The organism is Brevibacillus sp. NPDC058079 (assembly GCF_042885155.1).
GTDB lineage: Bacteria > Bacillota > Bacilli > Brevibacillales > Brevibacillaceae > Brevibacillus.
This window is the reverse complement of the sequence record NZ_JBHVSO010000015.1, coordinates 16,300-39,640: the sequence shown is the minus strand read 5'-3', so window position 1 is coordinate 39,640 and position 23,341 is coordinate 16,300. Positions and strand designations below refer to the sequence as shown.

Annotated in this window: 20 protein-coding genes; 1 reads left to right on the top strand and 19 read right to left on the bottom strand. The window is 48.3% G+C overall.

What is annotated here, in order from left to right; all coding sequences use genetic code 11:
- Window positions 1-48 precede the first annotated feature (48 nt).
- The 15 genes from ACFVS2_RS29785 to speE all read right to left on the bottom strand — a co-directional run bounded on the left by ACFVS2_RS29785 (window position 49) and on the right by speE (window position 16,808).
- Complete coding sequence (locus ACFVS2_RS29785; protein WP_017252398.1) at window positions 49-681, bottom strand: TetR/AcrR family transcriptional regulator; 633 nt, start codon at window positions 679-681, stop codon at window positions 49-51.
- A 171-nt stretch (window positions 682-852) separates the two neighbouring features.
- Window positions 853-1,995: an acyl-CoA dehydrogenase gene (locus tag ACFVS2_RS29780; protein ID WP_390239988.1), complete on the bottom strand. Its 1,143-nt coding sequence runs from the start codon at window positions 1,993-1,995 to the stop codon at window positions 853-855.
- A gap of 35 nt (window positions 1,996-2,030) precedes the next feature.
- On the bottom strand, window positions 2,031-3,173 hold the full coding sequence (locus ACFVS2_RS29775; protein WP_390239986.1) for an acyl-CoA dehydrogenase: 1,143 nt from the start codon (window positions 3,171-3,173) through the stop codon (window positions 2,031-2,033).
- Window positions 3,174-3,386: 213 nt separating this feature from the next.
- Window positions 3,387-4,238: a 3-hydroxybutyryl-CoA dehydrogenase gene (locus tag ACFVS2_RS29770; RefSeq protein WP_390239984.1), complete on the bottom strand. Its 852-nt coding sequence runs from the start codon at window positions 4,236-4,238 to the stop codon at window positions 3,387-3,389.
- 15 nt (window positions 4,239-4,253) lie between these two features.
- On the bottom strand, window positions 4,254-5,432 hold the full coding sequence (locus ACFVS2_RS29765; RefSeq protein WP_390239982.1) for an acetyl-CoA C-acetyltransferase: 1,179 nt from the start codon (window positions 5,430-5,432) through the stop codon (window positions 4,254-4,256).
- A 161-nt stretch (window positions 5,433-5,593) separates the two neighbouring features.
- Window positions 5,594-6,709, bottom strand: a complete 1,116-nt coding sequence (locus ACFVS2_RS29760) for a hypothetical protein (RefSeq protein ID WP_390239980.1) — start codon at window positions 6,707-6,709, stop codon at window positions 5,594-5,596.
- Complete coding sequence (locus ACFVS2_RS29755; RefSeq protein WP_173623315.1) at window positions 6,706-7,245, bottom strand: sigma-70 family RNA polymerase sigma factor; 540 nt, start codon at window positions 7,243-7,245, stop codon at window positions 6,706-6,708. Before ACFVS2_RS29755 ends, ACFVS2_RS29760 begins: the two co-directional genes overlap by 4 nt.
- 114 nt (window positions 7,246-7,359) lie before the next feature.
- On the bottom strand, window positions 7,360-9,435 hold the full coding sequence (locus ACFVS2_RS29750; protein ID WP_390239978.1) for a heterodisulfide reductase-related iron-sulfur binding cluster: 2,076 nt from the start codon (window positions 9,433-9,435) through the stop codon (window positions 7,360-7,362).
- Between the two features lie 267 nt (window positions 9,436-9,702).
- A complete protein-coding gene (gene kamA / locus ACFVS2_RS29745) occupies window positions 9,703-11,067 on the bottom strand; it encodes a lysine 2,3-aminomutase (protein WP_390239976.1) in 1,365 nt (454 codons plus the stop codon).
- A gap of 164 nt (window positions 11,068-11,231) precedes the next feature.
- Entirely contained in the window at window positions 11,232-12,650 is a 1,419-nt protein-coding gene (locus tag ACFVS2_RS29740) for a sigma-54 interaction domain-containing protein (protein WP_390239974.1), read from the bottom strand.
- A gap of 77 nt (window positions 12,651-12,727) precedes the next feature.
- Complete coding sequence (locus ACFVS2_RS29735; RefSeq protein ID WP_390239972.1) at window positions 12,728-13,120, bottom strand: hypothetical protein; 393 nt, start codon at window positions 13,118-13,120, stop codon at window positions 12,728-12,730.
- Between the two features lie 74 nt (window positions 13,121-13,194).
- A complete protein-coding gene (locus tag ACFVS2_RS29730) occupies window positions 13,195-13,608 on the bottom strand; it encodes a YwiB family protein (RefSeq protein WP_390239970.1) in 414 nt (137 codons plus the stop codon).
- Window positions 13,609-13,663: 55 nt separating this feature from the next.
- Complete coding sequence (locus ACFVS2_RS29725; RefSeq protein WP_007724779.1) at window positions 13,664-14,908, bottom strand: MFS transporter; 1,245 nt, start codon at window positions 14,906-14,908, stop codon at window positions 13,664-13,666.
- Window positions 14,909-15,085: 177 nt separating this feature from the next.
- Window positions 15,086-15,955: an agmatinase gene (gene speB / locus ACFVS2_RS29720; RefSeq protein ID WP_390239968.1), complete on the bottom strand. Its 870-nt coding sequence runs from the start codon at window positions 15,953-15,955 to the stop codon at window positions 15,086-15,088.
- Window positions 15,956-15,974: 19 nt separating this feature from the next.
- Window positions 15,975-16,808, bottom strand: a complete 834-nt coding sequence (gene speE, locus ACFVS2_RS29715; RefSeq protein ID WP_026043396.1) for a polyamine aminopropyltransferase — start codon at window positions 16,806-16,808, stop codon at window positions 15,975-15,977.
- A gap of 196 nt (window positions 16,809-17,004) precedes the next feature.
- On the opposite strand from speE, the gene ACFVS2_RS29710 reads away from it, so the two are divergent.
- The gene (locus tag ACFVS2_RS29710) at window positions 17,005-19,056 is read left to right on the top strand and encodes a transglycosylase domain-containing protein (protein WP_390239966.1); all 2,052 of its coding nucleotides are present in this window, start codon (window positions 17,005-17,007) and stop codon (window positions 19,054-19,056) included.
- A 51-nt stretch (window positions 19,057-19,107) separates the two neighbouring features.
- Here ACFVS2_RS29710 and ACFVS2_RS29705 read toward each other — a convergent pair whose 3' ends face one another.
- The 4 genes from ACFVS2_RS29705 to ACFVS2_RS29690 all read right to left on the bottom strand — a co-directional run bounded on the left by ACFVS2_RS29705 (window position 19,108) and on the right by ACFVS2_RS29690 (window position 23,337).
- Window positions 19,108-19,365 carry a hypothetical protein gene (locus tag ACFVS2_RS29705; protein ID WP_048035133.1) on the bottom strand — a complete coding sequence of 86 codons (258 nt, stop codon included), beginning with the start codon at window positions 19,363-19,365 and terminating at the stop codon, window positions 19,108-19,110.
- Between the two features lie 239 nt (window positions 19,366-19,604).
- Window positions 19,605-20,102, bottom strand: a complete 498-nt coding sequence (locus ACFVS2_RS29700) for a YwhD family protein (protein WP_069851084.1) — start codon at window positions 20,100-20,102, stop codon at window positions 19,605-19,607.
- Window positions 20,103-20,185: 83 nt separating this feature from the next.
- Window positions 20,186-20,518 carry a hypothetical protein gene (locus ACFVS2_RS29695; protein WP_390239963.1) on the bottom strand — a complete coding sequence of 111 codons (333 nt, stop codon included), beginning with the start codon at window positions 20,516-20,518 and terminating at the stop codon, window positions 20,186-20,188.
- 26 nt (window positions 20,519-20,544) lie between these two features.
- The gene (locus ACFVS2_RS29690) at window positions 20,545-23,337 is read right to left on the bottom strand and encodes a lipase/acyltransferase domain-containing protein (RefSeq protein WP_390239961.1); all 2,793 of its coding nucleotides are present in this window, start codon (window positions 23,335-23,337) and stop codon (window positions 20,545-20,547) included.
- Window positions 23,338-23,341: the final 4 nt, after the last annotated feature.

Genomic DNA, 23,341 nt, shown 5'->3' with positions numbered 1-23,341 from the left:
GAGGTATGCTTGGCACTCTATATTTCCCAGACTTTTTAAACTCTCTTCTTAATCGGAGACACTGATATCGCGAAGCAGAAGCGCGATCTGCTTCTCTGTGTACTCCTCAATGGTATAGTGCTTTTTCAATGCCCAGCGGCGGAATACCCACATTTCGCCCAGTACCATGATATTGTCCGCCATCAGCTTGACGTTCTTTTCGTCAATGTGCAGCGAACCATCGGCAATCCCTTTTTCCAGGATTTCGACGAAAATATGCGAAATGGCTTCTTCACGCCCCAACACGTAGCGGAGTGTTTCTTTCGGCAATGATTTGGCTTCCTGATAAATAAGCAAAACGCGGTCGCTCATCTGATCCATCACGCGGATCAGGCTCTTTAGTGCTATCTTTAATGTTTTCAAGCCAGTTCCGTTGAAATTGATCGCTTCACGCAAACGCGTCTCCATCTCCGCATGGATGGCATCACAAACAAGATAGAGCACGTCTTCTTTTGACTCGATATACTCGTACAACGTACCAATACTAAATCCAGACGCTCGGGCAATCTCCCTTGTCGTCGTTTTATGAAAACCTTTATTAATGAAGAGATGAACGGCAGCCTCAATAATCTGCTCTCTTCTTCTCTCGATCAGTTTTGGGTCCTTTACCAGGGACGGTATCGCTTTTCTCTTGTCAGACACTCCAAAATCCACCTTTCCAACCGACTGAGCGTTTGGTCAGACGCCTCATAGAAAAGAAGGCGCAAACACTCTACTTTTGTATCATTCGCAGATCATTATACGCGAGTAAGAGCACAAAGCCAAACTTTTCTTTTCTATGTGTGTAATCGTGTTGGAAGACTGGACAGCTTCCTACTCTTTTAGCAGGAAATTACTGATCACGACACGTTGGATTTCATTTGTTCCTTCATAGATTTGTGTAATTTTGGCATCACGCATGAAGCGCTCCACAGGATACTCCCGCGTGTAGCCGTAACCCCCGAAAACTTGAACTGCCTCGGTTGTTACTTCCATTGCTGTATCTCCTGCAAACACTTTGGACATCGCAGATGCTTTGCCGTATGGTAGACCTTGATCCTCCAACCACGCTGCTTGGTAAGTGAGCAAACGGGATGCCTCGATCTTGGTAGCCATATCTGCCAACTTGAACTGGATTGCCTGCAAGGAAGCGATTGGTTTGCCGAACTGATTGCGTTCTTTGGCATAGTTCCGCGCATGCTCGTATGCACCTTGTGCAATTCCCAATGCTTGAGCGGCGATACCGTTTCTTCCACCGTCCAACGTCATCATCGCGATCTTGAAGCCTTGGCCTTCTTCGCCCAGTCTATTTTCTACCGGCACGCGCACATCTTCAAAATTGACCGCAAGTGTTGGTGAGGAACGGATACCCAGCTTTTTCTCCTTTTTCCCCATCGTGAAGCCGTCCATGCCTTTTTCAACAATGAAAGCCGTAATGCCTTTATGATTCAACTCTGGTTGGGTGACCGCGAATACGATGTAGATTTCTGCTTCTCCCGCATTGGTAATGAAAATTTTGTTGCCATTTATAATGTAGTGATCACCATCGCGTACGGCTGTCGTGCGCATTCCAGCAGAATCGGAGCCAGATCCCGCCTCGGTCAAACAGTACGCACCCATCTTCTTACCTTCTGCTAATGGACGCAAAAACTTTTGCTTTTGCTCCTCTGTCCCGAATTTGTAAATCGGCCAGCTCGCCAAGGAAACATGTGCGGACAGTGTCACACCGATGGAGGCATCCACACGGGAGAGTTCTTCCACTGCAATGACGTAGCTCAGGTAATCTGCACCTGCTCCGCCGTATTGTTCCGGCCAAGGAATGCCCGTCAGTCCAATCTCAGCCATTTGCTCAAAAATGGAACGATCAAAGCACTCTTCTTCATCGCGCTCGGCTGCTGTCGGAGCTACTTGATTCTCTGCAAAGTCGCGAATCATTTTGCGCATCATGTCATGTTCTTCCGTCAGTTGGAAATTCATATGAATCACTCCCCCATGTGTTTTTCATCTTTCTATTAATCAGCAAGCAAATGCTTGGCGATAACGATTCGCTGAATTTCGTTGGTGCCCTCATAGATCTGCGTTACTTTCGCATCCCGGAATAGACGCTCAACCGGATACTCTCTGGTGTAGCCATAGCCACCAAAGATTTGCACGGCTTCTATGGCGAGCTCCATCGCAGCGTCTGTAGCAAAGCGTTTTGCCATCGAGGCTTCCATTCCACAAGCAATTCCTTGACTGCGCAGCCACGCCGCTCGGTATACCAGCAATCGGGCTACTTCTGCTTTCGTCGCCATGTCAGCCAGCTTGAAGGCGATGGCTTGCTGCTTGGCAATCGGTTGTCCGAACTGCTTGCGTTCCCGCGCATACTCTGTCGCGTACTGGACTGCGGCCTCGGCTATACCAAGGGCTTGTGCAGCAATCCCGATCCGACCGGAATCCAGATTCGCCATCGCGATACAGAAGCCTTCCCCTTCCTGCCCCAACAGGTTGGCAGCCGGTACACGCGCATTGTCGAATACGAGCTCTGTCGTATAGGAACCGTGTAATCCCATTTTCTTTTCCTTTTTCCCCACCGTGAAGCCCGGTGTATCCTTGTCTACGATAAAGGCCGATATTCCCTTGGTTCCCTTTGTAGAATCAGTTACAGCAAACGCGATATACGTATCTGCTTCTCCACCGTTCGTGATGAACACTTTGCTTCCGTTCAGAATGTACTCATCGTCTTTTTTCACGGCTGTGGTTCGGATACTGCTCGCATCAGAACCTGCATGCGGCTCGGTCAAGGCAAAAGCTCCGAGGTATTCCCCACTCGCAAGCTTGGTCACGTATTTACGTTTTTGCTCCTCGGTACCGAAGTAGAGAATCGGGTTCGTCCCGACGGAGGTATGCACGGACAAAATGACGCCTACTGTCGCACTCACCTTGGAAATCTCGTGAATGGCCAAAATGTAGGACATAAAGTCCGCTCCTGCTCCTCCCCACTCTTCGGCGATCGGAATGCCCATGAGCCCCATCTCGCCCATCTTTTTCAGGATCTGACGCGGGAACTGGTCCGTCTCTTCCATTACAGGGACGAAAGGTGCGATCTCTTTCTGGGCAAAGTCTCGCACCATACGGCGCATCATCTCTTGCTCTTCGTTCAATCGGAAATCCATGTCCGTCCTACCTTTCTGCGAAAAGTCCTCTCTAGCAAAAGTTCAAAAAGTCGTCATTTCAGCACCGAGAAAGTGGCGAGAACCTGAAGAAGGAGGAGCGGAATGTAGAGAACTACATGAGCACCGGACTTCGAAGGTGAACGCCACTTTCGACGTCGCATACACTTTCAGTACTACTTCGTGATCAAAAGACGACTTTTTGAACTACCTTGCCTAGTTGTACACGTAGAAACCACGACCGGATTTTTTGCCTAGCCATCCTGCTTTGACGTACTTGCGCAGCAACGGGCATGGGCGGTATTTCGAATCACCGAACCCTTCGTGCAGTACCTCCATAATGTAGAGGCAAGTGTCCAGCCCGATGAAATCAGCCAACTGAAGCGGCCCCATCGGATGGTTCATACCCAGCTTCATGACTTCATCGATCGCTTCCGGTGTTGCAACTCCTTCGTACACACAATAAATCGCTTCATTCAGCATTGGCATCAGTACCCGATTGGACACAAACCCAGGGAAATCGTTTACGCTCACAGGCACCTTGCTCATTTGTTTGGACAAATCTTCTGTCAGCTGATAAACCTCATCGGCTGTTTGCAGGCCGCGGATAATCTCAACCAGCTTCATCACGGGAACGGGGTTCATAAAATGCATCCCGATTACTTTTTCCGGCCGCTTCGTAACTGCGGCAATCTCTGTAATTGGCAGGGAGGATGTATTGCTCGCGAGCACCGTATGCGGTGGACATACCTCGTCCAGCTTGGAAAAGATTTGCGTTTTGACCGCCATGTTTTCCGTCACCGCTTCTACCACAAAATCTGCGTCAGACGCATCTGCCAGATCAGTAGACAGTGTCAAACGACCAAGAATCTCTTCCTTTTCCGATTCGCTGAGCTTGCCTTTTTCCACGTTGCGCGACAAGTTTTTCGTAATCGTAGCCAGGCCGCGTTCCACAAAAGCCTGCTGGACGTCGTTCAAATAAACACGAAAGCCAGCCTGTGCCGCTACTTGGGCAATCCCGCTGCCCATCTGTCCTGCCCCGATGACCATAATCGTTTGTACGTTCATGCAAAAAGGCCTCCCTTACTCTACTTTAATCAAGATGGCGTCACCCTGTGCGGCACCACTGCAAATTGCCGCGATCCCTAAGCCGCCGCCTCGTCTTTTCAATTCATAAGCAAGGTGCATAATGATCCGAGCACCACTCGCGCCAATCGGGTGTCCGAACGCAATCGCTCCCCCGTTTACATTCACTTTCTCTGCGTCCCAGCCAACGATTTTGCCACTGGTCAAAATCACCGCGGCAAATGCTTCGTTTACCTCGAACAAATCGATGTCAGAAAGAGCTACTCCTGTCTTCTCTAGGAGCTTGTTAATGGCAAGCCCCGGAGTTGTCGCGATATAAGGTGCATCTGCGCCGACCTCTGCGTGACCAAGAATCGTCGCAAGCGGCTTGATACCCAGTTGCTGCGCTTTTGCATCCGACATCAACACCATCGCTGCCGCTCCGTCGTTGATTCCTGGAGCATTGCCTGCCGTGATCGTCCCGTCCTTTTTGTACACGGGAGGCAGCTTCGCCAATCCTTCCTCGGTGGTATCTGGACGCGGTCCTTCATCCACGATTACTTGCAGCGGCTCCCCTTTTCTTTGCGGAATGGAAACCGATACTAGCTCTTCGGCAAAAAGTCCATTTTCCATCGCTTGAGCAGCTCTCTGCTGACTGCGCAGTGCCCACGCATCCTGCTCTTCACGCGTAATCCCGTTCTCTTCCGCCACATTGCTGCCGTGCACAGCCATCGCCACTTGATGAAACGGGCAAGTGAGGCCGTCGTACATCATGAGATCGCGAACCGTCGCATCTCCCATCCGCATTCCGTAACGTGCATCCGGCAATGCATACGGTGCGTTGCTCATGCTCTCCATGCCGCCCGCGACGATAATTTCGCCGTCCCCTGCGCGAATGATCTGATCCCCCATCGTCACAGCACGCATCCCGGACGCACATACTTTGTTGATCGTCTCACTCGCTACATTCCACGGCAAACCAGCCTTGCGAGCCGCCTGGCGAGAGGGCACCTGACCCGCACCTGCCTGCAAGACCATGCCCATGATCACTTCGTCCACCTGATCGCCGGAAATGCCAGCGCGTTCTACTGCTTCCTTAATTACAATGGAGCCGAGTTCCACTGCCGATAGCGCTTTCAAAGATCCGCCAAGCTTACCAAACGGGGTACGCGCTGCCCCTACAATGACTGTTTTCATCGAATGACCTCCATTCGGATGGTGTTTCACATCAATAAAAACTAAATTGATCGAGCGTTCGTTCATTTTGCATACTTTTATTTTGCCGTCTTCCGTACGAATAGTCAATCTATAATGAAAAAAAGAACAGCCTGACTTTTGGGAGAGTCAGGCTGTTCTTGCTATTGTTGTGCCATCCAGCTTAGTTTCCAGAAGCCTTGTTTGTTTTTCTGCATTTTATATGCAACCTTATCCCTGTTGTCCTTGAAGGTCACCCATACAACCGCTTCCTTGTCAGACGTTTGCTCAAGCGTTATGTCACTTGCCAATTCTCGCATCGTTTTCAGCTGCTTCCAGCTATTTCGTGCTCCAACCGGATCTTTCTTCCTATCTTCCAAGTATTGCTCCAGTGTTGGCTTCTCTGATCCATCGTCCTCGATATGCAAAGCGTACTGCATTTCGAGCTGACCCTCTTGCTGTGCTGTCACATACAGCTTCCATACATCGATTGGAGATAAACCACGCAAAAGCTCATCTTTTTTCTCATACATGTAATTGTAATAACGATCCTGTTCCTCTGGCTTTAAATCAAATACGGACGTAGCTACTGGTGTTTGTGTGCCATCCTGGGGGACATCTACGACATCCTCATTAACAGTACCGTTGCTGTTCATTTTGAGAAGATAGACGTCTTTGCCTTGGACATAGCTTACGGTATACCAATGAAGCTTTTTATCCTTCCATCCAACTAACAGCTCCAAGCCCACGTCTCTTTTTAACAGACTTTCTGTCTCGATCATCGCCCAGTCTTTTCGTTTATACCCTTCTTTTGCGAAAATCGAATAGCCCCAATACTCATCTGCACCATCGTCCCCGCCGGCTCCGTAATCATCCATGGCTGTGTAAGTCGTCGAAACTTTGTCTTTGATTTGATCTTGTGTCATCCCAACACGCAAGGCACCGACGATTTCATCCACCGTTTCCATAATCGCCTGATCATCAGAGGCAGGGTGAGCCTTTGGATCGGGCTTTTGATGGGTCCCTGGCTCGGCAGACGTTCCGTTCGGCGTATGTGTACTCGTACTTTCCTTTTGCAGTAGATAAGGGGTAAACCCAATGACAAGCACAACCGCAACAAGTGCTGCGCTTACAGGGTAGATGAAACGAAACCTTTTCTTGCCTTTCTTCTCAATATTCATGCGAATCCGCTCCTCCAAGCCAGTCGTATCGTCCATTCCGCGCAACAGTGTCCGGTCAGCCGTTCCCTTGAATTCCTCCAGCAATTTATCCAGGTTCATTCGATCCCCTCCTTTTCCAGGAGCGCTTTGAGCTTTTGACGTGCACGGTGCATTTTCGTATAAATCGCTCCTGCGGACGTGTCCATAATCACCGCAATCTCCTCGACGGACAACTCTTCGTAGTAGTGAAGAACAATCAACTGGCGATAGCTATGCGGCAGCTTCATGACAAGATGAGCAAAACGGGCGCGAAGGTCATTTTGCAAAACGGTCGACTCTGCTCCCTCGACTACCTCTATGTCCACTTCCGGTTTGAAAAACAGGTGACGGAACGACCACGAGCGCAGGTGTTTTTTCGCTTCGTTGACGGCGATTCGGTACACCCATGTTTGCATCGAGCTCTCTTGGCGGAATTTCCCCAAGTTTTTGTAAGCTAACAGGAACACTTCCTGTGTGATATCCTCTGCCAAGCTGCGGTCCTTGACCATCAAATACACGAGTCGCAACACCTTTTTCAGATAGTGCCGGATCAATTCATCAAATAATGCCTCTTTTGTTTTGGTTAAGCCTTTTTCTGCAAGCTCCAGCTTCCTCACTCCCTTCCCACACCTTTAGATTCAGCTGGCTCCTCTATCTTACAGTTTTTTTGCAAAAAAATAATGCGCAAGCCTCGTCGCTTGATCAGCACGAGACTTGCGCATGGTATGAACCTAGATGGCGTCTGCGAGAATTTCCGCGACGTCGCGTGTTTTGACGTGATCTTCCTGCTCTTTGGTCTTGATTCCATCGTTCATCATCGTCAGGCAGTATGGGCATGCACTCGCGATTTCCGTCGGCTTGACCTCCAGAGCTTGCTCCGTACGCGTAACGTTGACACGAGAGCCCTCATGTTCCTCCATCCACATCAAGCCGCCGCCCGCTCCGCAACACATACTGTCGCAGCCGCTGCGCTTCATCTCGACCACCTCTACGCCAGGAATGGCTTCGAGGATCACGCGTGGCTTGTCGTAAATTTCGTTGTAGCGGCCCAAGTAGCAGGAATCGTGGTAGGTGATGCGCTCCTTGACTTCCTTGGTTGGCTTCAATTTGCCTTCCTTCACCCACTCCGCCAACAGCTCGGAGTGGTGGTACACCTCTGCATTCAACCCAAACTCCGGATACTCGTTCTTAAACGTATTGAACGCATGCGGGTCGCAGGTGACGATTTTTTTGACTTCATATGCTTCAAACAAGGCGATATTTTCTTGGGCGAGCTGCTGGAACAAGAACTCGTTCCCAATGCGGCGAGCCGTATCACCAGAGTTCTTTTCCTCGTTGCCCAAAATGGCGAACTTCACACCTGCTTCGTGCATGAGCTTCACAAAAGCCTGCGAAATTTTTTGGCTACGCAAGTCAAATGATCCCATCGAGCCTACCCAGAACAAGTACTCGAATTCCTCGACCTGCTTCACAGTTGGCACCTCGTACTCACCGTTCAGACCTTCAATCCATTTCGTCCGGTCTTTACGGTTGATTCCCCACGGGTTACCCTGACGTTCGATATTGTTCAAGGCGCGCTGCGCTTCTGCTGGCATACTGCCTTCAGTCATGACCAGGTAGCGGCGCATATCGATGATTTTATCTACGTGCTCATTCATTACCGGACATTGGTCTTCACAGTTGCGACAGGTCGTACAAGCCCACAGCTCCTGCTCGGTAATGACATCGCCGATCAAGCTTTTCTCATAGACCGCAGTTGCTCCTTCCGCTGTCGCCGCTACTTCAGATGCTTGGATCGCAATCTGGTTGGCAGTCGTCTGCGAAAAAGCGAAGCTCGGCATCCATGGCGTACGCGATGTCACCGACGCACCTTTTTCGGTCAAATGGTCGCGCATTTTCGTAATCAGATCCATCGGGGAGAGCATTTTTCCCGTTCCAGAAGCCGGGCACATATTCGTGCAGCGACCGCACTCCACACAAGCGTACAGGTCGATGAGCTGCGTTTGTGTAAAATCCTCAATCTTGCCGACACCGAATTCTTCCTGTGTCTCGTCCTCGAAGTTAATGCTGGTCAGCTTGCCTGGCGGGTCCAACTTCTTGAACCACACGTTGACAGGCGCAAACAGCAAATGCGCGTGCTTGGACTGCGGCACATACACCGCAAAGCTGAGCAAGATGATTAGATGCAACCACCAGAAAATGTAAAAACCTACCGCTGCACCCGTTGGCCCTACCCCAATCGCAGAGAAGACGATCGCGAAAACAGATGAGATCGGAGCGAACGCCGATGGCTCATGTCCGAGCCAAATTTGTTCAAAAGCGAGCGAGAGCAACACGGTCGCCATCAGGGAGGAAATCAGCAAGAGGACGAGCCCTGATTTGAAGCCGCGCTTCAGACGCTTGAGCTTTTCGATATAGCGGCGGTAAAAAGCGTAGCCGACCGCAGCCAAGATGAGAAACGTCGTGATCTCCTGGATGACAGAGAAGTACTTGTGAGCGCTACCAAAAGGAAGCTCGTAGCCTTTCGAAAGCCCTTTGATAATCAGCTCGATGGCTCCGAATTGCAGGGTGATGAAGCCGTAAAACATCACGACGTGCATCACGCCGCTCTTTTTGTCCTTCAGCAGCTTCTTGTGGAAAATGACGTTGTCCAGCATCAGATTGATGCGTGCCCCAAAGTCATTTTTCACATCTGGCTTTTTCCCCAGCTTGATGAACAAGTATCTGCTGTACACGACATGCCCGGCTAAATATAGCCCGTAAGCGAGAACCAGGAAAAAGGCGATCAAATTAATGAGTGCCAGCATGTTTTCTACTCCCCTCTATTGTGAGTTTGTCTTTGGACGTGGAAATCGTTTTTTCCATCTTATCAGAATCATGGAAATAAATGAATGAGTATTCAGTCAGTCTGTTTATTTTTTTCGAAAAATGAAACGATACTGAGCGACCGCTCATAATTGGCATAACTCGATCTTATCACACAAGTTGCGAATCATCCATCCTCTTCGTAGAGTTGGAAATATTCTTACGAAAAAAGAAACAGCTACCTTCATACGGGTAGCTGTTGATCCTGCTTATTTTCCTGAGGCTTCCTTCGTCTCGGCAGTAACCTGTTCTTTTTTGGTCTTTTGCTCCGACCGCACATCTGCGAGTGATTTGACCTTCGTTGCTTTGATACGCTTGTTGCGCGGCAGATCAGTCGGCTCCAGATTGTCTACCTCGTCTTGCATGAGTGCTGCGATACCAACTGCTTTGCCTTTTGCAGCCATGCAGTATTCGCAGTTTTCTTCATCATGCTCATGGTATTGCTTCGGCTCTGGATACGAGGTGATCACACCTTCAAAGTTGCGCAGGACAACTTTATCGGACGCTTGCGAAATGATGTAGTTCGGGCTGACAGGAATTTTTCCTCCGCCGTGTGGAGCGTCTACTACAAAGGTCGGAACTGCATAGCCGGAAGTATGGCCGCGCAGGTGCTCAATGATTTCGATACCTTTGCTGACAGGCGCACGGAAGTGTCCGATTCCCTCTGACAGATCGCATTGATAGATGTAATACGGGCGAACGCGAATTTTCACCAGGTCCTGCACCAGCTTTTTCATCGTATTCGCACAATCGTTAATGCCAGCCAAGATTACTGCCTGGTTGCCGAGCGGAACACCAGCATTAGCGAGCATTTCGCAAGCCAGCTTCGCTTCTGGCGTAATTTCCTTTGGATGGTTAAAGTGTGTATTGAGCCAAACCGGATGGTATTTTTTCAGGATATTGCAAAGGTTTTCGGTAATGCGCTGCGGGAAAACAACAGGTGCACGCGTACCGATCCGAATAATTTCAACATGCGGGATGTCACGCAGGCTGCTGATGATGTATTCCAGTACGCGGTCATTGATCAACAGACCGTCTCCACCGGAGAGCAGTACATCGCGGACTTCTGGTCTTGAGCGGATGTAATCGATACAGGCATCCAGCTGTTTCTTTGGCACACCCATGCCGATCTGACCGGAAAAGCGGCGGCGCGTACAGTAACGGCAATACATGGAGCATTGGTTCGTCACCAGGAAAAGCACGCGATCTGGATAACGATGTGTCAGACCAGGTACAGGAGAATCCGTATCCTCGTGGAGTGGGTCTTCCATGTCGTATTTTGTACGAACCATCTCAGAGGACAAAGGTACAGACTGCATGCGAACCGGATCGCTTGGATCGTCTGGATCCATCAGATGAGCATAGTACGGTGTGATGTTGAGTGGAATCGTTTGCGTAGAAATACGTACGCCCTCTTCCTCTTCAGGTGTCAGGTTGATTACCTGCTTCAAATCATCGACCGTCTTGATGGTGTGCGTAAGCTGCCACATCCAGTCATTCCATTGCTCGTCCGTGACATCCTTCCAAAGTTCTATCGAACGCCAATCACGTTTTGTCGCTACTGTCATGTGCATCCCGTCTCCTCTCGTCTTATGGTGAACCTCTTCGTTTCACTCAACCAACAAGAGATGCAAGTGCCATGCCAACAAATCAAAAGATTTAGAAAATAAGGAATAGAGCGTTTCGTGAGCGCTTCTTATCCATTTGATCCTTCACGAGTCTGCCGAATTTTCGGCACTCAACAGGGAGGGATCATCCGCTGCGAGAGCTTGTATTGCAGCGTCTGTCTTGGGATGCCCAAGAGCTTGGCAGCACGAAGTACATTGCCGTCTGTTTGCTGCATCGCATCTTTGATCACTTTCTCCTCTACCTCACGCAAAATCTCGGGCAGCGTAAAGCCTTCCTTTGACAGGAGTTGTGCCGAAATTGGCGCTTCATCTTTCTCAGACTGTGAGCGTTCCAGCAAATGAGCCGGAAGATGATCCAACAAAATGATGTCCGACTCCACCATATTCATGGCTGCTTCTATGACATGTTCCAGTTCACGTACGTTCCCCGGCCAATCATATGCAGCAAACAAACGTGCCACTTCACTGCTGATTCCACGCACATTCATACCGAAGATCCGGTTGAACTTTTGCAAGAAATGATCAATCAGCATATCCACATCTTCTCTGCGCTCGCGTAGTGGCGGCAGCTCAAAAGAGACGACGTTGATCCGGTAATACAGGTCGGTTCGCATGACTCCTCGCTCCACGAGCGACTGAGGTGCTTCGTTGACTGCGGCGATTACCCGTACGTCCACTTTGGTCGATTGGCTCCCACCGATCCGTCTAATCTGACCGTCTTGGAGTACTCGTAGCAGCTTTGCTTGTAAATCGAGCGGCATGCTGTTCAGTTCATCCAGAAATAAAGTACCGCCGTCCGCCAGCTCGAATAACCCTGGCCGATCATCGGCTCCCGTGAAGCTTCCTTTTGTCGTGCCAAACAGCAAGCTTTCGAGCAGCGCGGCCGGCAGCGCGGCACAGTTTTGCGCGATAAACGGCTTGCTGCTGCGGACAGACGCGTGGTGAATGGATTGGACAAACAGTTCTTTTCCCGTCCCTGTTTCGCCGTATATCAACACGGGAGAAGTTGTCCGCGCAGCTTTTCGAGCGCGTTCTTTGAGGCGCTTCATTTTTTCACTCATCGTCAAAATATCTTCGAAATGGAAAGTCGTTTCATCCACCGAGTGTTTTGTTCGTTTCGGCTTGCTAATCTTGGCCTGAAGATCGACCAAGCGCTCCGAAAGTTCTTTTAGCTTGCCGATATCCTTCGCCACCTCGACTGCCCCGACTAACCGTTTGCCTACTCTCACCGGAAGTGTCGTGTTGATTGTCTCCACACGCATTCCCTTCCAGTTCTTATATGTCTGTGTCTGGTTGTAGATTGATTCGCCACTATCGATGACACGAAGCAGGGTACTCGACTGTCGATCAAGCGAAGGAAAAACCTCCAACAATGGCTTCCCCAACACCTCTTCTGAGGTCAGCCCATCGAGCTTGGCTGCGACGTGATTGTAGAAAATCGTAATGCCATTTGCGTCCACAACGTGAATTCCTTCATCGATAGCACCCAAGATCGCCTGCAACATTTCTACCGTATCTGACAACGGCATTCTGGCTTTCACTCCTTCCTTCCATCCATGCTGCCAAAAAATCATCACTTCGCCGAATATTCGGCACTTTTACAATGTTATCGATTACGCCCTACCTGAATGGCAAGCATTGCGGTATACAATAGATGTCCCAATATCCAGATGAAAAACGCTGTCAAACTCATCGCAGATTGACTCAACAGGCTAAATGGGAAAAACGCGATAGAAAAACCGAGCATCCAGTACAGCAAGTATCGTACCGATCGGGCTTTTCGTTCCCGCGGGTAAAAGTACATGAGAAAAAAGGCGACGATCACACTAATCAGCAGATGAATCAATAGTTCTACAATAGAGGGCAGGTTTTCCATACCCGGTACATAGCTGACATCAATTAAAACGGGAAAGGTATTGGTATCAAACAAACCATCTCCGAGCGCCAAAAAAGCAGCAAGACCCAGACCGGCTATTAGTCCATTTGCGAGTACAAACATGCTGTATCCCCCTTTCACTTCAGCCGCAAGTAATCCTATTGTACGTGCAAAAAACCGCCCTTGCAAAGGGCGGCTTATTTTCCTAGCTCTATTTTCAGCTCATGCTCACCAGCGTACTGCTCATTCATCCATAGCTGGTACGCGATTTCTACCTGTACAGGAACCTCTGCTTCGTAGCGGATTCGCAGCTTGTTCGTATGCGTCTCCATGGCAAACGGACCATAGGGACTTTGATAGGTAGAATGGGTGCTGGCTCCTTTTTCGAATTGCTGTCTGGTTGAAACCCCGCCCTGACGAACCAGCGTAATGGACGTATCTGTCAGCTTCAATGTCGTGCTTACTTCGCCTACGCCTTCCATCTGCTCTTTGTAGGTCAAGTACCACGCGGATGCTTTTTGTACGCTCTTACCTTCGTAGCTGTGGGTCGTTTCTTCCCAGTTTCCTTCGACATGATGCCGTGCCGTCAACTTCACTTGTATGTCTTGCATGCTGCTTCCACACTCCACTTTCTTTCGCTTCCCATTTATCCCTACATTCTACCCTTCATCGCTCCTGTGTGGCAACCGCCGCCTCTGCTTTGGCATCCGCCAGCAGGTATCTCATGGTAGCAGCAATCCCGATCGCCGCAAGCAACAGTAGACCCGCCAACACCAAGTACCCGACTCCTGCCCCCGTGTAATCGATCATAGCCGTAAACAAACCGATAAGGATCAAACGCATCATCATGCCGATTGAGTTGAAAAAGCTCATAACCCGCCCCATCTGATGCTTCGGCACAACTGTCATATAGAGCGATTGCCGAATCAAGCGCACAGAAGCGTTACTCCACCCGTAAAACGTGTACGCCGCAATCAGCGCCCAGCCATACGGTAAAGCAATCATGACGACAATGGCAATCGCGAACAACAACGTATTGCCGATCATAGCTGCCAGCTGCCCCATCTTGCGAACGACGATAGCAACGAGTAAACCTGCTGCCACGGCACCCGTTGCATACGTGACCTCTCCTAGCGAATAAACCGAGACACCCTCCTGCAGCGTTTGGCTTATGTAAACAGGCTTCAATAAATTCGTCGCCATAACAGCAATGAAGGGCATGAGTGCGGATATCCCAAACAACAGGAATCCTTTCTTTTGCCGGATGTACCGCCAGCTTTCCATCAGCTGCTCTGTCCACCCGACCCCCTGGTTTTGCTTCGCTTCTTTTTCCAGCGTGAAGGTATACGTCATGCTAGACAGCAAGGTAAAGGCGAACAAGTAGGTAATCGCATTGAAAATAATCACCACATGCAGCCCGTAGGAGCTAAGCAAAATCCCCGCAAACGCGCCAGCAAGAACGGATGCAGTCTGTCCTTCGATCTCGAGCAGACTGTTGATGCTGTTGTAGTGCTTGGGCTCAAATGTCTCCTGAACCAGTGCGGACTGCGTCGGGTAATGAATTTGGTACATAAAGGTCGTCGTCAAATAGATAACAATCAGCATCCATTCGGTGTACTCTCCGAAAAAGCCCCAGATCGCAAGCATGCCAAGTACGCTAAATCCGATCAAGTTTTCTACCAGCAGCATTTTTTTGCGGGAATATCGATCGATGAGCGTCCCGATATACGGCCCAATGAAAAACATTAGTACGGCAGAAGTAAACATGGTGGAGCCCAAAAGTTGAGCAGAGCCTGTCGTTTCCACGAGGAACCAGGCAATCCCGATCATCGTCATGCCTTGCCCAAAGCCGGAGAATAGATTGGAAAAGAACAGCTTTCGAAATGGTGCGTAGGCAAATACTTCTCTCATGCAAACAACTCCTTTGTAAGAAAACCTCCGTCGAACTAAATCATCTCACTATTATGATTGTACTGACAATTACATACTTTGCAAACAAAAATGTTTATTAATAAAACTGAACGTCTACCACCAATAAGAAAAGCCCCCGGTCTTTTTGCAAAACCGAGGGCTTATTTAGCGGATATCTTATTTTACAAAGCTCAAGAGCAGCTCGCGAACGAATTTGGACGCCGCGATTTGCGTCATTTCACTGTGGTCATACACAGGAGCAACCTCCACCAAGTCACAACCGATGACATTCGCACCGTTGTTTGCCATGAAGTGGATGGTATCGAGCAGCTCACGAGACGTGATGCCACCTGCTTCTGTTGTACCTGTTCCTGGAGCGTGCGCAGGGTCCAATACATCGATGTCAATCGTCAGGTAGATCGGACGGTTGCCGATGGTAGGCAGCACTTGCTTCACTGGCTCCAGTACATCGTATTTATACAGATGCATGTTTTCTTTTGCCCACTCAAACTCGTCCTTCATCCCGCTGCGGATTCCGAACGAATATACATTTTTACCGCCGATCAGGTTGCATACCTTTTTGATCGGAGTGGAGTGAGAGTATTCGTATCCCTCGTAGTTGTCACGCAGGTCTGTATGCGCGTCAAAGTGGAATACGACCATATCCTTGTACTTTTCATAAACCGCTTGGAATACTGGCCAGGAAACCAAGTGCTCTCCGCCCAGACCCAATGGGAATTTGCCATCTGCCAATACTTTTGCCACGAATGTACGGATCGCATCCAGGCTACCTTCCACGTTTCCGAAAGGAAGGGGAATATCGCCAGCATCAAAGTATTTGATGTCTTCCAACAGCCTGTCCAAGTACGGGCTGTACTCTTCCAGACCAACGGAAACCTCACGAATACGAGAAGGGCCAAAACGAGAGCCCGGACGGAAGCTCACTGTCCAGTCCATCGGCATACCGTAAATAACCGCTTGGCTTTCTTCGTAATTCCCGTGACTACGGATAAAGACATTTCCAGAGTATGCTTCGTCAAAACGCATAGGTGTAGTTCTCCCCCGATTAGTCGCGGGTCAGCTCAGCCACAAAGTTAGGCAGTTTGAAAGCAGCGTGGTGAACTTCCGCATTGTAGTATTTAGTGCCCAAATCTTTGATTTTCGCTGGATCTACTTCCAACGGATCGTGTTGCTTGGAAGCGATGGTGAAGCTCCACAGTCCGGATGGATAAGTAGGGATGCTGCAAGTGTAGAGACGAGTAACCGGGAAGATCGATTTCAAGTCTTTGAACACGCGCTTGATCAGTTCACGGTTGAACCAAGGAGATTCCGTTTGAGCAACCATGATACCGTCTGGTTTCAAAGCATCGTGAATGCCTTGGTAGAAACCTTTTTCGAACAAACCTACAGCCGGGCCAACTGGCTCTGTAGAGTCAACCATGATCACATCATACTCACCTTTGTGGTCATGAATATGTTTAATACCATCGATTACTTGTACATCTACACGCGGATTGCCTGTCAATGCACTCGCAATCTCAGGGAAATATTTTTTGCAAGACTCAATGACGCCACCGTCGATTTCAGCCAGAACTGCTTTTTCTACAGACGCGTGCTTTACGATTTCACGAATAGCACCGCCATCGCCGCCGCCCACAACCAGAACCTTTTTCGGGTTTGGATGCGTATTCAACGCGATATGAGAAATCATTTCATGGTAGACAAACTCATCGACATCGGTAGTCATAACCATGCCGTCGAGCACTAACATGCGACCAAACTGCTTCGTATTAATTACGTCGATTTGTTGAAACTCGGATTTCTCACTGTATAGGGTCTCTGTAATTTTCGTTGTTATCCCGTGATTTTCCGTCTGTTTTTCGGTGTACCACAATTCCATATTCATGGCTATGTAACCTCCTTCAATTAACCGCATGAAAATACAATATAACAAGAAAATTATAGTAGCTGTCTTCCAAATTGCAAGATATTTTTCTAACGAGGAAAGTTTAACCAGCTTGCAAGCAACCCATACTACTAGTAACGTAGTATGTCCTATTTTATTGATTCAACCGCAGAAAGGAGGAGAGGCACACATGGAAGTCATTCGCGAAGCCCCATTGCTGCGCTATTTGCGTTGGGCTAAGAAATTTGTAAAATTTACCATTCTCAGCCTATTATGTTTCTCTTTTGCCATCTTGCTACTCATTTTGTACTTACGCTCACAACCACTCCCGGAAACGTTTGTGAAGCAAACCACAACGATTTACGCTTCCGATGGAGAGGTTTTGGATACGATGCACCGTGGCGAGAACCGGATTTCTGTGCCACTTGCAGAAATTTCACCCGCATTGCTTGATGCGACCATTGCGATCGAGGACCGTTCGTTCCGCGAACATTTCGGTTTTGATTGGAAAAGATTAGCTATGGCCGCTTATGTCGATGTCATTAACATGGACAAGCGTCAAGGTGCCAGCACCATCACTCAACAATTGGCAAGAAATCTGTACCTCAGCTTGGACAAAACATGGGAGCGAAAAATCAAAGAAGCCTTGCTTTCGATTCAGCTTGAACTGAATTACAGCAAGGATGAAATATTAGAAATGTACGTGAACCAGATTTATTATGGTCATTCAGCTTATGGCGTACAAGCTGCTGCCCAAACCTATTTCGGCAAGGACGCCAAAGATTTGACGGTCGCAGAGAGCGCCATGCTGGCAGGCATCCCTAAGGGTCCTACTTATTATTCACCATTTGTCGATTTGGAACGCGCCAAAGCCAGACAAAAGCTCATTTTGAATGCCATGGAGCGTGACAATCTACTGACATCGAAGGAAGTAGAGAAAGCCTACGCGGAACCAATCAACCTGAAACAGCGGACAAACGAGAATGTAACTGAGCCAGCACCTTATTTTCGCGATTACATCGCCAATTTGGTCAAAAATAAATACGGCATTGACGAAGAAAAATTTATTCATGGCGGTCTGAAAATCCATACGACCCTTGATCCAGTCGTACAAAAAAAGGCCGAGGATATTGTCGCCTCCGTCTTACCGAAGAACAATACGAATTTGCAGGTAGCCCTTGTCGCCATGGACCCTGCTACCGGCTATATCAAAGCAATGGTAGGTGGACGTGACTACAAGGTGAGTCAGTTCAATCGCGTGCTTGGCAAGAGGCAGCCCGGTTCCTCCTTCAAGCCGATCATGTATTTGTCAGCCTTGCAAAACGGCTATACACCGCTCACTTTGATGAAGAGCGAACCGACCGTTTTTACCTACGATAACAATAAGCAGTACATCCCCGGCAATTTTGGTGGAAAATATCCAAACGCACTGATCAACATGCGTGAAGCAATCAAAACCTCCGACAACATTTATGCCGTCAAGACCATTGATTTTCTCGGGCCGCAAAAAGTAGTCGATCAGGCAAAGCAATTAGGCATCTCCAGCTCGATGCAAGCAGTTCCCTCTCTGGCACTTGGAACTTCACCTGTCTCTCCCTTAGAGTTAAACGCAGCTTATGCAGCAATCGTCAACAAGGGACAGGCAGTGAAGCCTATTGCCATTACCTCTATCGAGGACAGCGAGGGCAACATTTTAGTCGAAGAAAAACCAGAGAAAACACAGGTAGCCGATCCTGTCGCGTCTGCTCTCTTAGTGAATATGATGCAAAGTGTTTTTGAACAAGGTGGTACCGGATATCGCGTTGCTGGTGAAATGAACCGACCTGTAGCAGGGAAAACAGGTTCTACGGATTATGACGCTTGGCTGAGCGGATTCACTCCGCAGCTGGTTTCGACCGTATGGGTGGGTTACGACAAAAACCAAAAGGTCGATGACGTAAAGGAAGGCTATCTGTCCAAAAAAATCTGGGCCCAGTTCATGGAAAGTGCGCTCAAAGGTCAGCCCCCTGCACTCTTTGACATGCCAGCTGGTGTTGTTTCTGTCTATATCGATCCCGCTTCTGGAAAACTGGCGACCGAGCATTGTCCGAATCCACAGCTCTTTTATTTCGCCAGCGGAACAGAGCCTCAAGATTACTGCACGGATCACATCCCGAAGAATGAAACACCGACACCTTTAAAACCGCCAGATTCTTCGACCTTCTGGCAGCGTATGGGCAGTTGGTGGAAACCGAATCAATAAAGAAAAAAAGGACGTTCCTCTTCATCGAGTACGTCCTTTTTGGTATGCCTATTATCCTTGCGTGCTCTGATTGTCCCCGCCGCCCACAACTCCATCTCCATCGGCAAAAACATGGTCGTTGACGATCGTAATCAGACCGGCATGATCAAGCTGTTCCAGTACTTCAAACAAGCTGTCCCTTTTTCCAGCAGGGAGCTTGCGCACAAAGTTGTTTATCTCGGTCGGAGTCACGTGTGTGCGGAAATGGACGCCACCGTGCTTCACAAAATGATCATGCGATTGTTCATTACCACGGAGATCTTCTCCCAATGGGTACCGCCCCTTCCGTCAAAACAGTTTGGTTCAATCCTCATTAGTGTTCCGCGATATCCCAAAAACTATGATCAATCAAAGAAATTATATACACAAACAGGGAAAGAGTGACGGCTCTCTCCCTGTTTGTTGACCTAGTGTACATGTACACAGATATGGAAATAAGTTTACCTGACTTCAATTGTGTGAACAATTGATTTCACGATTTGTTCACAGACCGTTCACGATTTCCAACTTTAGGACAAATTTTGCTTTAATTCCTCAGTGGAATTCTCAAACATATCCGCGTTATTATCAATCAAAAGCTTTTTCAGAGCGGCTTTTTCCTTCTCGGATAGATCGGACAGCATAATACGTCTCTTCATGGAGTAATCCATGCGATTCACGTGATCTGCCAAAATTTTGTAGCCCCGACGCGCTTCCCTATCGATTTCCATATAGCACGCGGTTGCCCCTGCATAATAAGGACCAGCTTCATTGCGATCGACTGTTACCCAAACGAGCCAATAAGGCTTTCCATTTGGTACTTCTTCTTTATTCATCGTCCATTTGATGCCCTTTTCTACAGAACTTTTGGCATGCAAGGCACCCATGTCAATGTACGCTTCGTCCCCATCGATAATGACCGAGGACACAGCATTCAGGTCGAGTACACCTTGACCAAAACCTCCGTGTACATCGGTTTTTCCACTCATAATGGTAAAGCCGCCTTTTTTATTATCAAAAATATCCATTTGAATACCCTCCAGACAATCATTCTCCTTCCTTTTATTCTACTCGAAAAACGTGCTGTGACGCAATTTGCGTATGTGCCCAGTTATTTATCCATGGGCTTTTGGGTGTTTCGTTTTTTGTTTACGAGCTGGATGATTTTTTCGATGCCCCATATGATCAGGATCGTCACGATAGCTGTATGGACCGCCATGGCAACCTTCATGACAAACAGTTCACCTAGCATCGTGTCAGAGGGAACAATAAACAAGTAGTACACAAAGCTGATAAAAAGAACACTTAGAAAGATCAACCAGCCGCGAAAGCCTAGCGTGAAGCGAATGAAAGCGGCGATGAGCAAACCGAGCAAAGGCCCTGCAAACATCAATGAAAATACGAAAGGGCCGAGTATGAACCAGACAAACCAATTATCATCCATTGTCTTACACCCTTTGCTTTTGATGGCTACACATCATTGGAATCCGTAGACTGTTCTACCTCTTTCAGTCCACTCTCATCGAGCACGTAATGTCTGCCTGTTTCTTTGTAACGATCCGAATCATCTGACGAGAAGCGTTTAATCAGAAAGCGCGCTGACTCTTCTCCCTCTACAGCTACAGGAGGCTGGAATTCCAGGTCTTCACCATCTCGAACATGGATGACAACGATGCGATCGTGATATTCAATAGACAAGTCTTCCCGTACTTCTTTTTTATTGGCGTCGAGCGTAAAGGTCTGGCCGGATTTGTGTATCGTCACTTCAGGAAAGCTTTTGTCATCTTGTGCAATGATGTAATACAGGTAGTCAGCATTTTGATCCGGAGCATTGCGCAATCCTGATTGTAATTCCTCATCTCCCTGTAGCAATCTCGTTACTTGGTCGATGACCTCTGGTATGGTTGGCAGCTTGGCATGTTCGCCTTTCACGTAGTAACGTTTTTTCATATCCTTCTGGGCGTAATTGGCACTCATATACGGAACAGTACCGTCCCCAACGCCAGGATCGAGAATCGGGGACCATTCGTTGTAAAAAGAATCATAAAAGTAACCGAGCAGTGTTACTTGGCCTGTACCCACAATGGAATACTGTGGAACATTGATCGTTTTGTTATCCCACTTTTCATGCATCCTGCCGCCATGCCTGACGAGCGGCGCATAGTCTAGGCGAATATTTTTGTCCTTTAAAAATTCGTCGTAGGTGTAGTACTGAATGTTACTCTTTTTCAGGAAGCCAACTGTTTCAAAGTATTTTTTGGAGGGTAACAGCTCGTAAACGGCAGGTGCATAAGAGGAAATCACTTTCCCTGTTTCCTCATCCAGCCAAGGGATCGAAAAATTGTATCCGTGCTTAAGGGCCTGATATGCCCGTGGAGAGCCAAGGAAGGGTGTGCCCATATACACGACACGATTCACTTTGCGCTGGTAGGACACATTGGATAGAAGTGTTTCTTTTACCAAGAGCCCACCCATGCTATGTGCCACCAAATGCACCTGATTTGCCCCACTTGCCTTTAGTGCAGCATCGATTTCTTCTTTTAGAAGTTTGGCATTTTGGGTGCTGCTGTATCGCCAATCGTACGGCAGTGCAAATAAGGTTCGGTGCTTCTTGTATCCCTGCTTCTCCAGTTCCTTTACCATGCTGTAATACTGTTCGGTAAGCTCTTTTAAAAACGGCGCATAGGAAAGATATTCGATGGCGTAAAAATCGTCTTTTTCCGGATGGATCGTCGCGTCACGGACGACTGGCTGTACATCTACACTATTTGGCTTGATCGGCTCCAGAGAGAGTAGCTTGCGGTGTTTGGGATCATTAATACCAATGAGACTATCGCCAAGTCCCAACCATATTTCTGATCTCTTTCCATTCTGCTCCACTTCGAGTCGCGATCCACCTACTCCCGGGATTAAGATAACCGGAATCGTTCTGTCTCCTATATAAAGACTGTACGAGTTAGCGGTAAATCCCGAGCGTTTGCTGGCCATGACCTTGACTTTGTAGGTTCCATGATAGGCATTGAAGATCATATGTTCATCCGAATTCTTCGCTTTCTCGGATTTAGCGACTACTTTTCCAGCCTCGTCGAGCAGAAATACGTCCATATCCATTCCAGTAGGGATATCCTTGAGGGAGACCTCCACAGTAGAGGAGAGCTTAAAAGATACGCTGTAAAAATCCACATCCGTCTTTGAATGAAGATTTCCTACGATATTTCGTTTATACGCATCTAGCTCGTAGGCCGCTTCTATTGTGTCATTCGGCTCGTATCCATCTGCCTTGTCCCCTCCTTGATCCGCGAAAAAATCAGCTCGCAAGCGGTAGTAGTAATCTTTCGAAAACGAGCCCTGCTTTCCAACGATCTTGATGTAGTACCATTTGTCTTTTTCCAGTGCCAGTCCCTCGATTAGTTCAGGCTCATTTCCATGCTGCTCTGAACGAGCAAGCTCCCGCTCCTCCTCATCATACACATACAAATCGTAGTCTTCGTTTGCCTGAATATCTGTGAGGGAAATATTCATCTGTCCATTTGTTGTTCCTCTGATTTTCCAAAAATCCACATCATCTTTGCTGCTAATCTTTCCATGACTGTCCTTTCCATCAAATAGCCAATCCGATTTGCTGCCTAAGCTATCATTCGGCTCTACCTCAAAGCGAGCTTCTCTATTGCGTAGTTCCGCCTCTTCTGGCTTATTCTCGCCTGAAAAATGCGCATAAAATTCCTCTGCCAGCCGCGAAAGCTCTTCATCGGTGGGATCCTGCTCCTGCTCCTGTTCTTGTTCTTCCTCTTCTGGCGGAGCTTCGTTTTGGTCTTCGAGCTCTATTTCGATCAATTCTAACGGTTCTTCCTGATTGGCAGCCATTTCATCCCAAGGCGCCTTTTTGATTTTTATTTTTTCTACGGTCGGCTCTATGTGTTCAGGCAACGATATCTCCCAGCTACGTAACGGCTCTTCTGAATCATCGATGAACATCGTTACCTGGATAGGACGATCATCCATAGGCATTACGGCGAGGGAAATCTGAGACTCCTCGTGAAAAGAACGGGTTTTGCTGTCGCTGTCCTGATTAACAGACAGCTCGACTTTATCCGGAGTGCGCGATAATAGTGCCTGAAAACGCACCTCTCCTTCGTCGATCCATGCCCACGCTTCCTCTACGAATATCTCCCGTTCTTTTGCCCAGCCCTGTTCCACTGTATTTCCCAAGCATAAAGCGAATAGGAGAAGTACACATAGCAAGCGCCGCGTGATTATTCCCACAAAA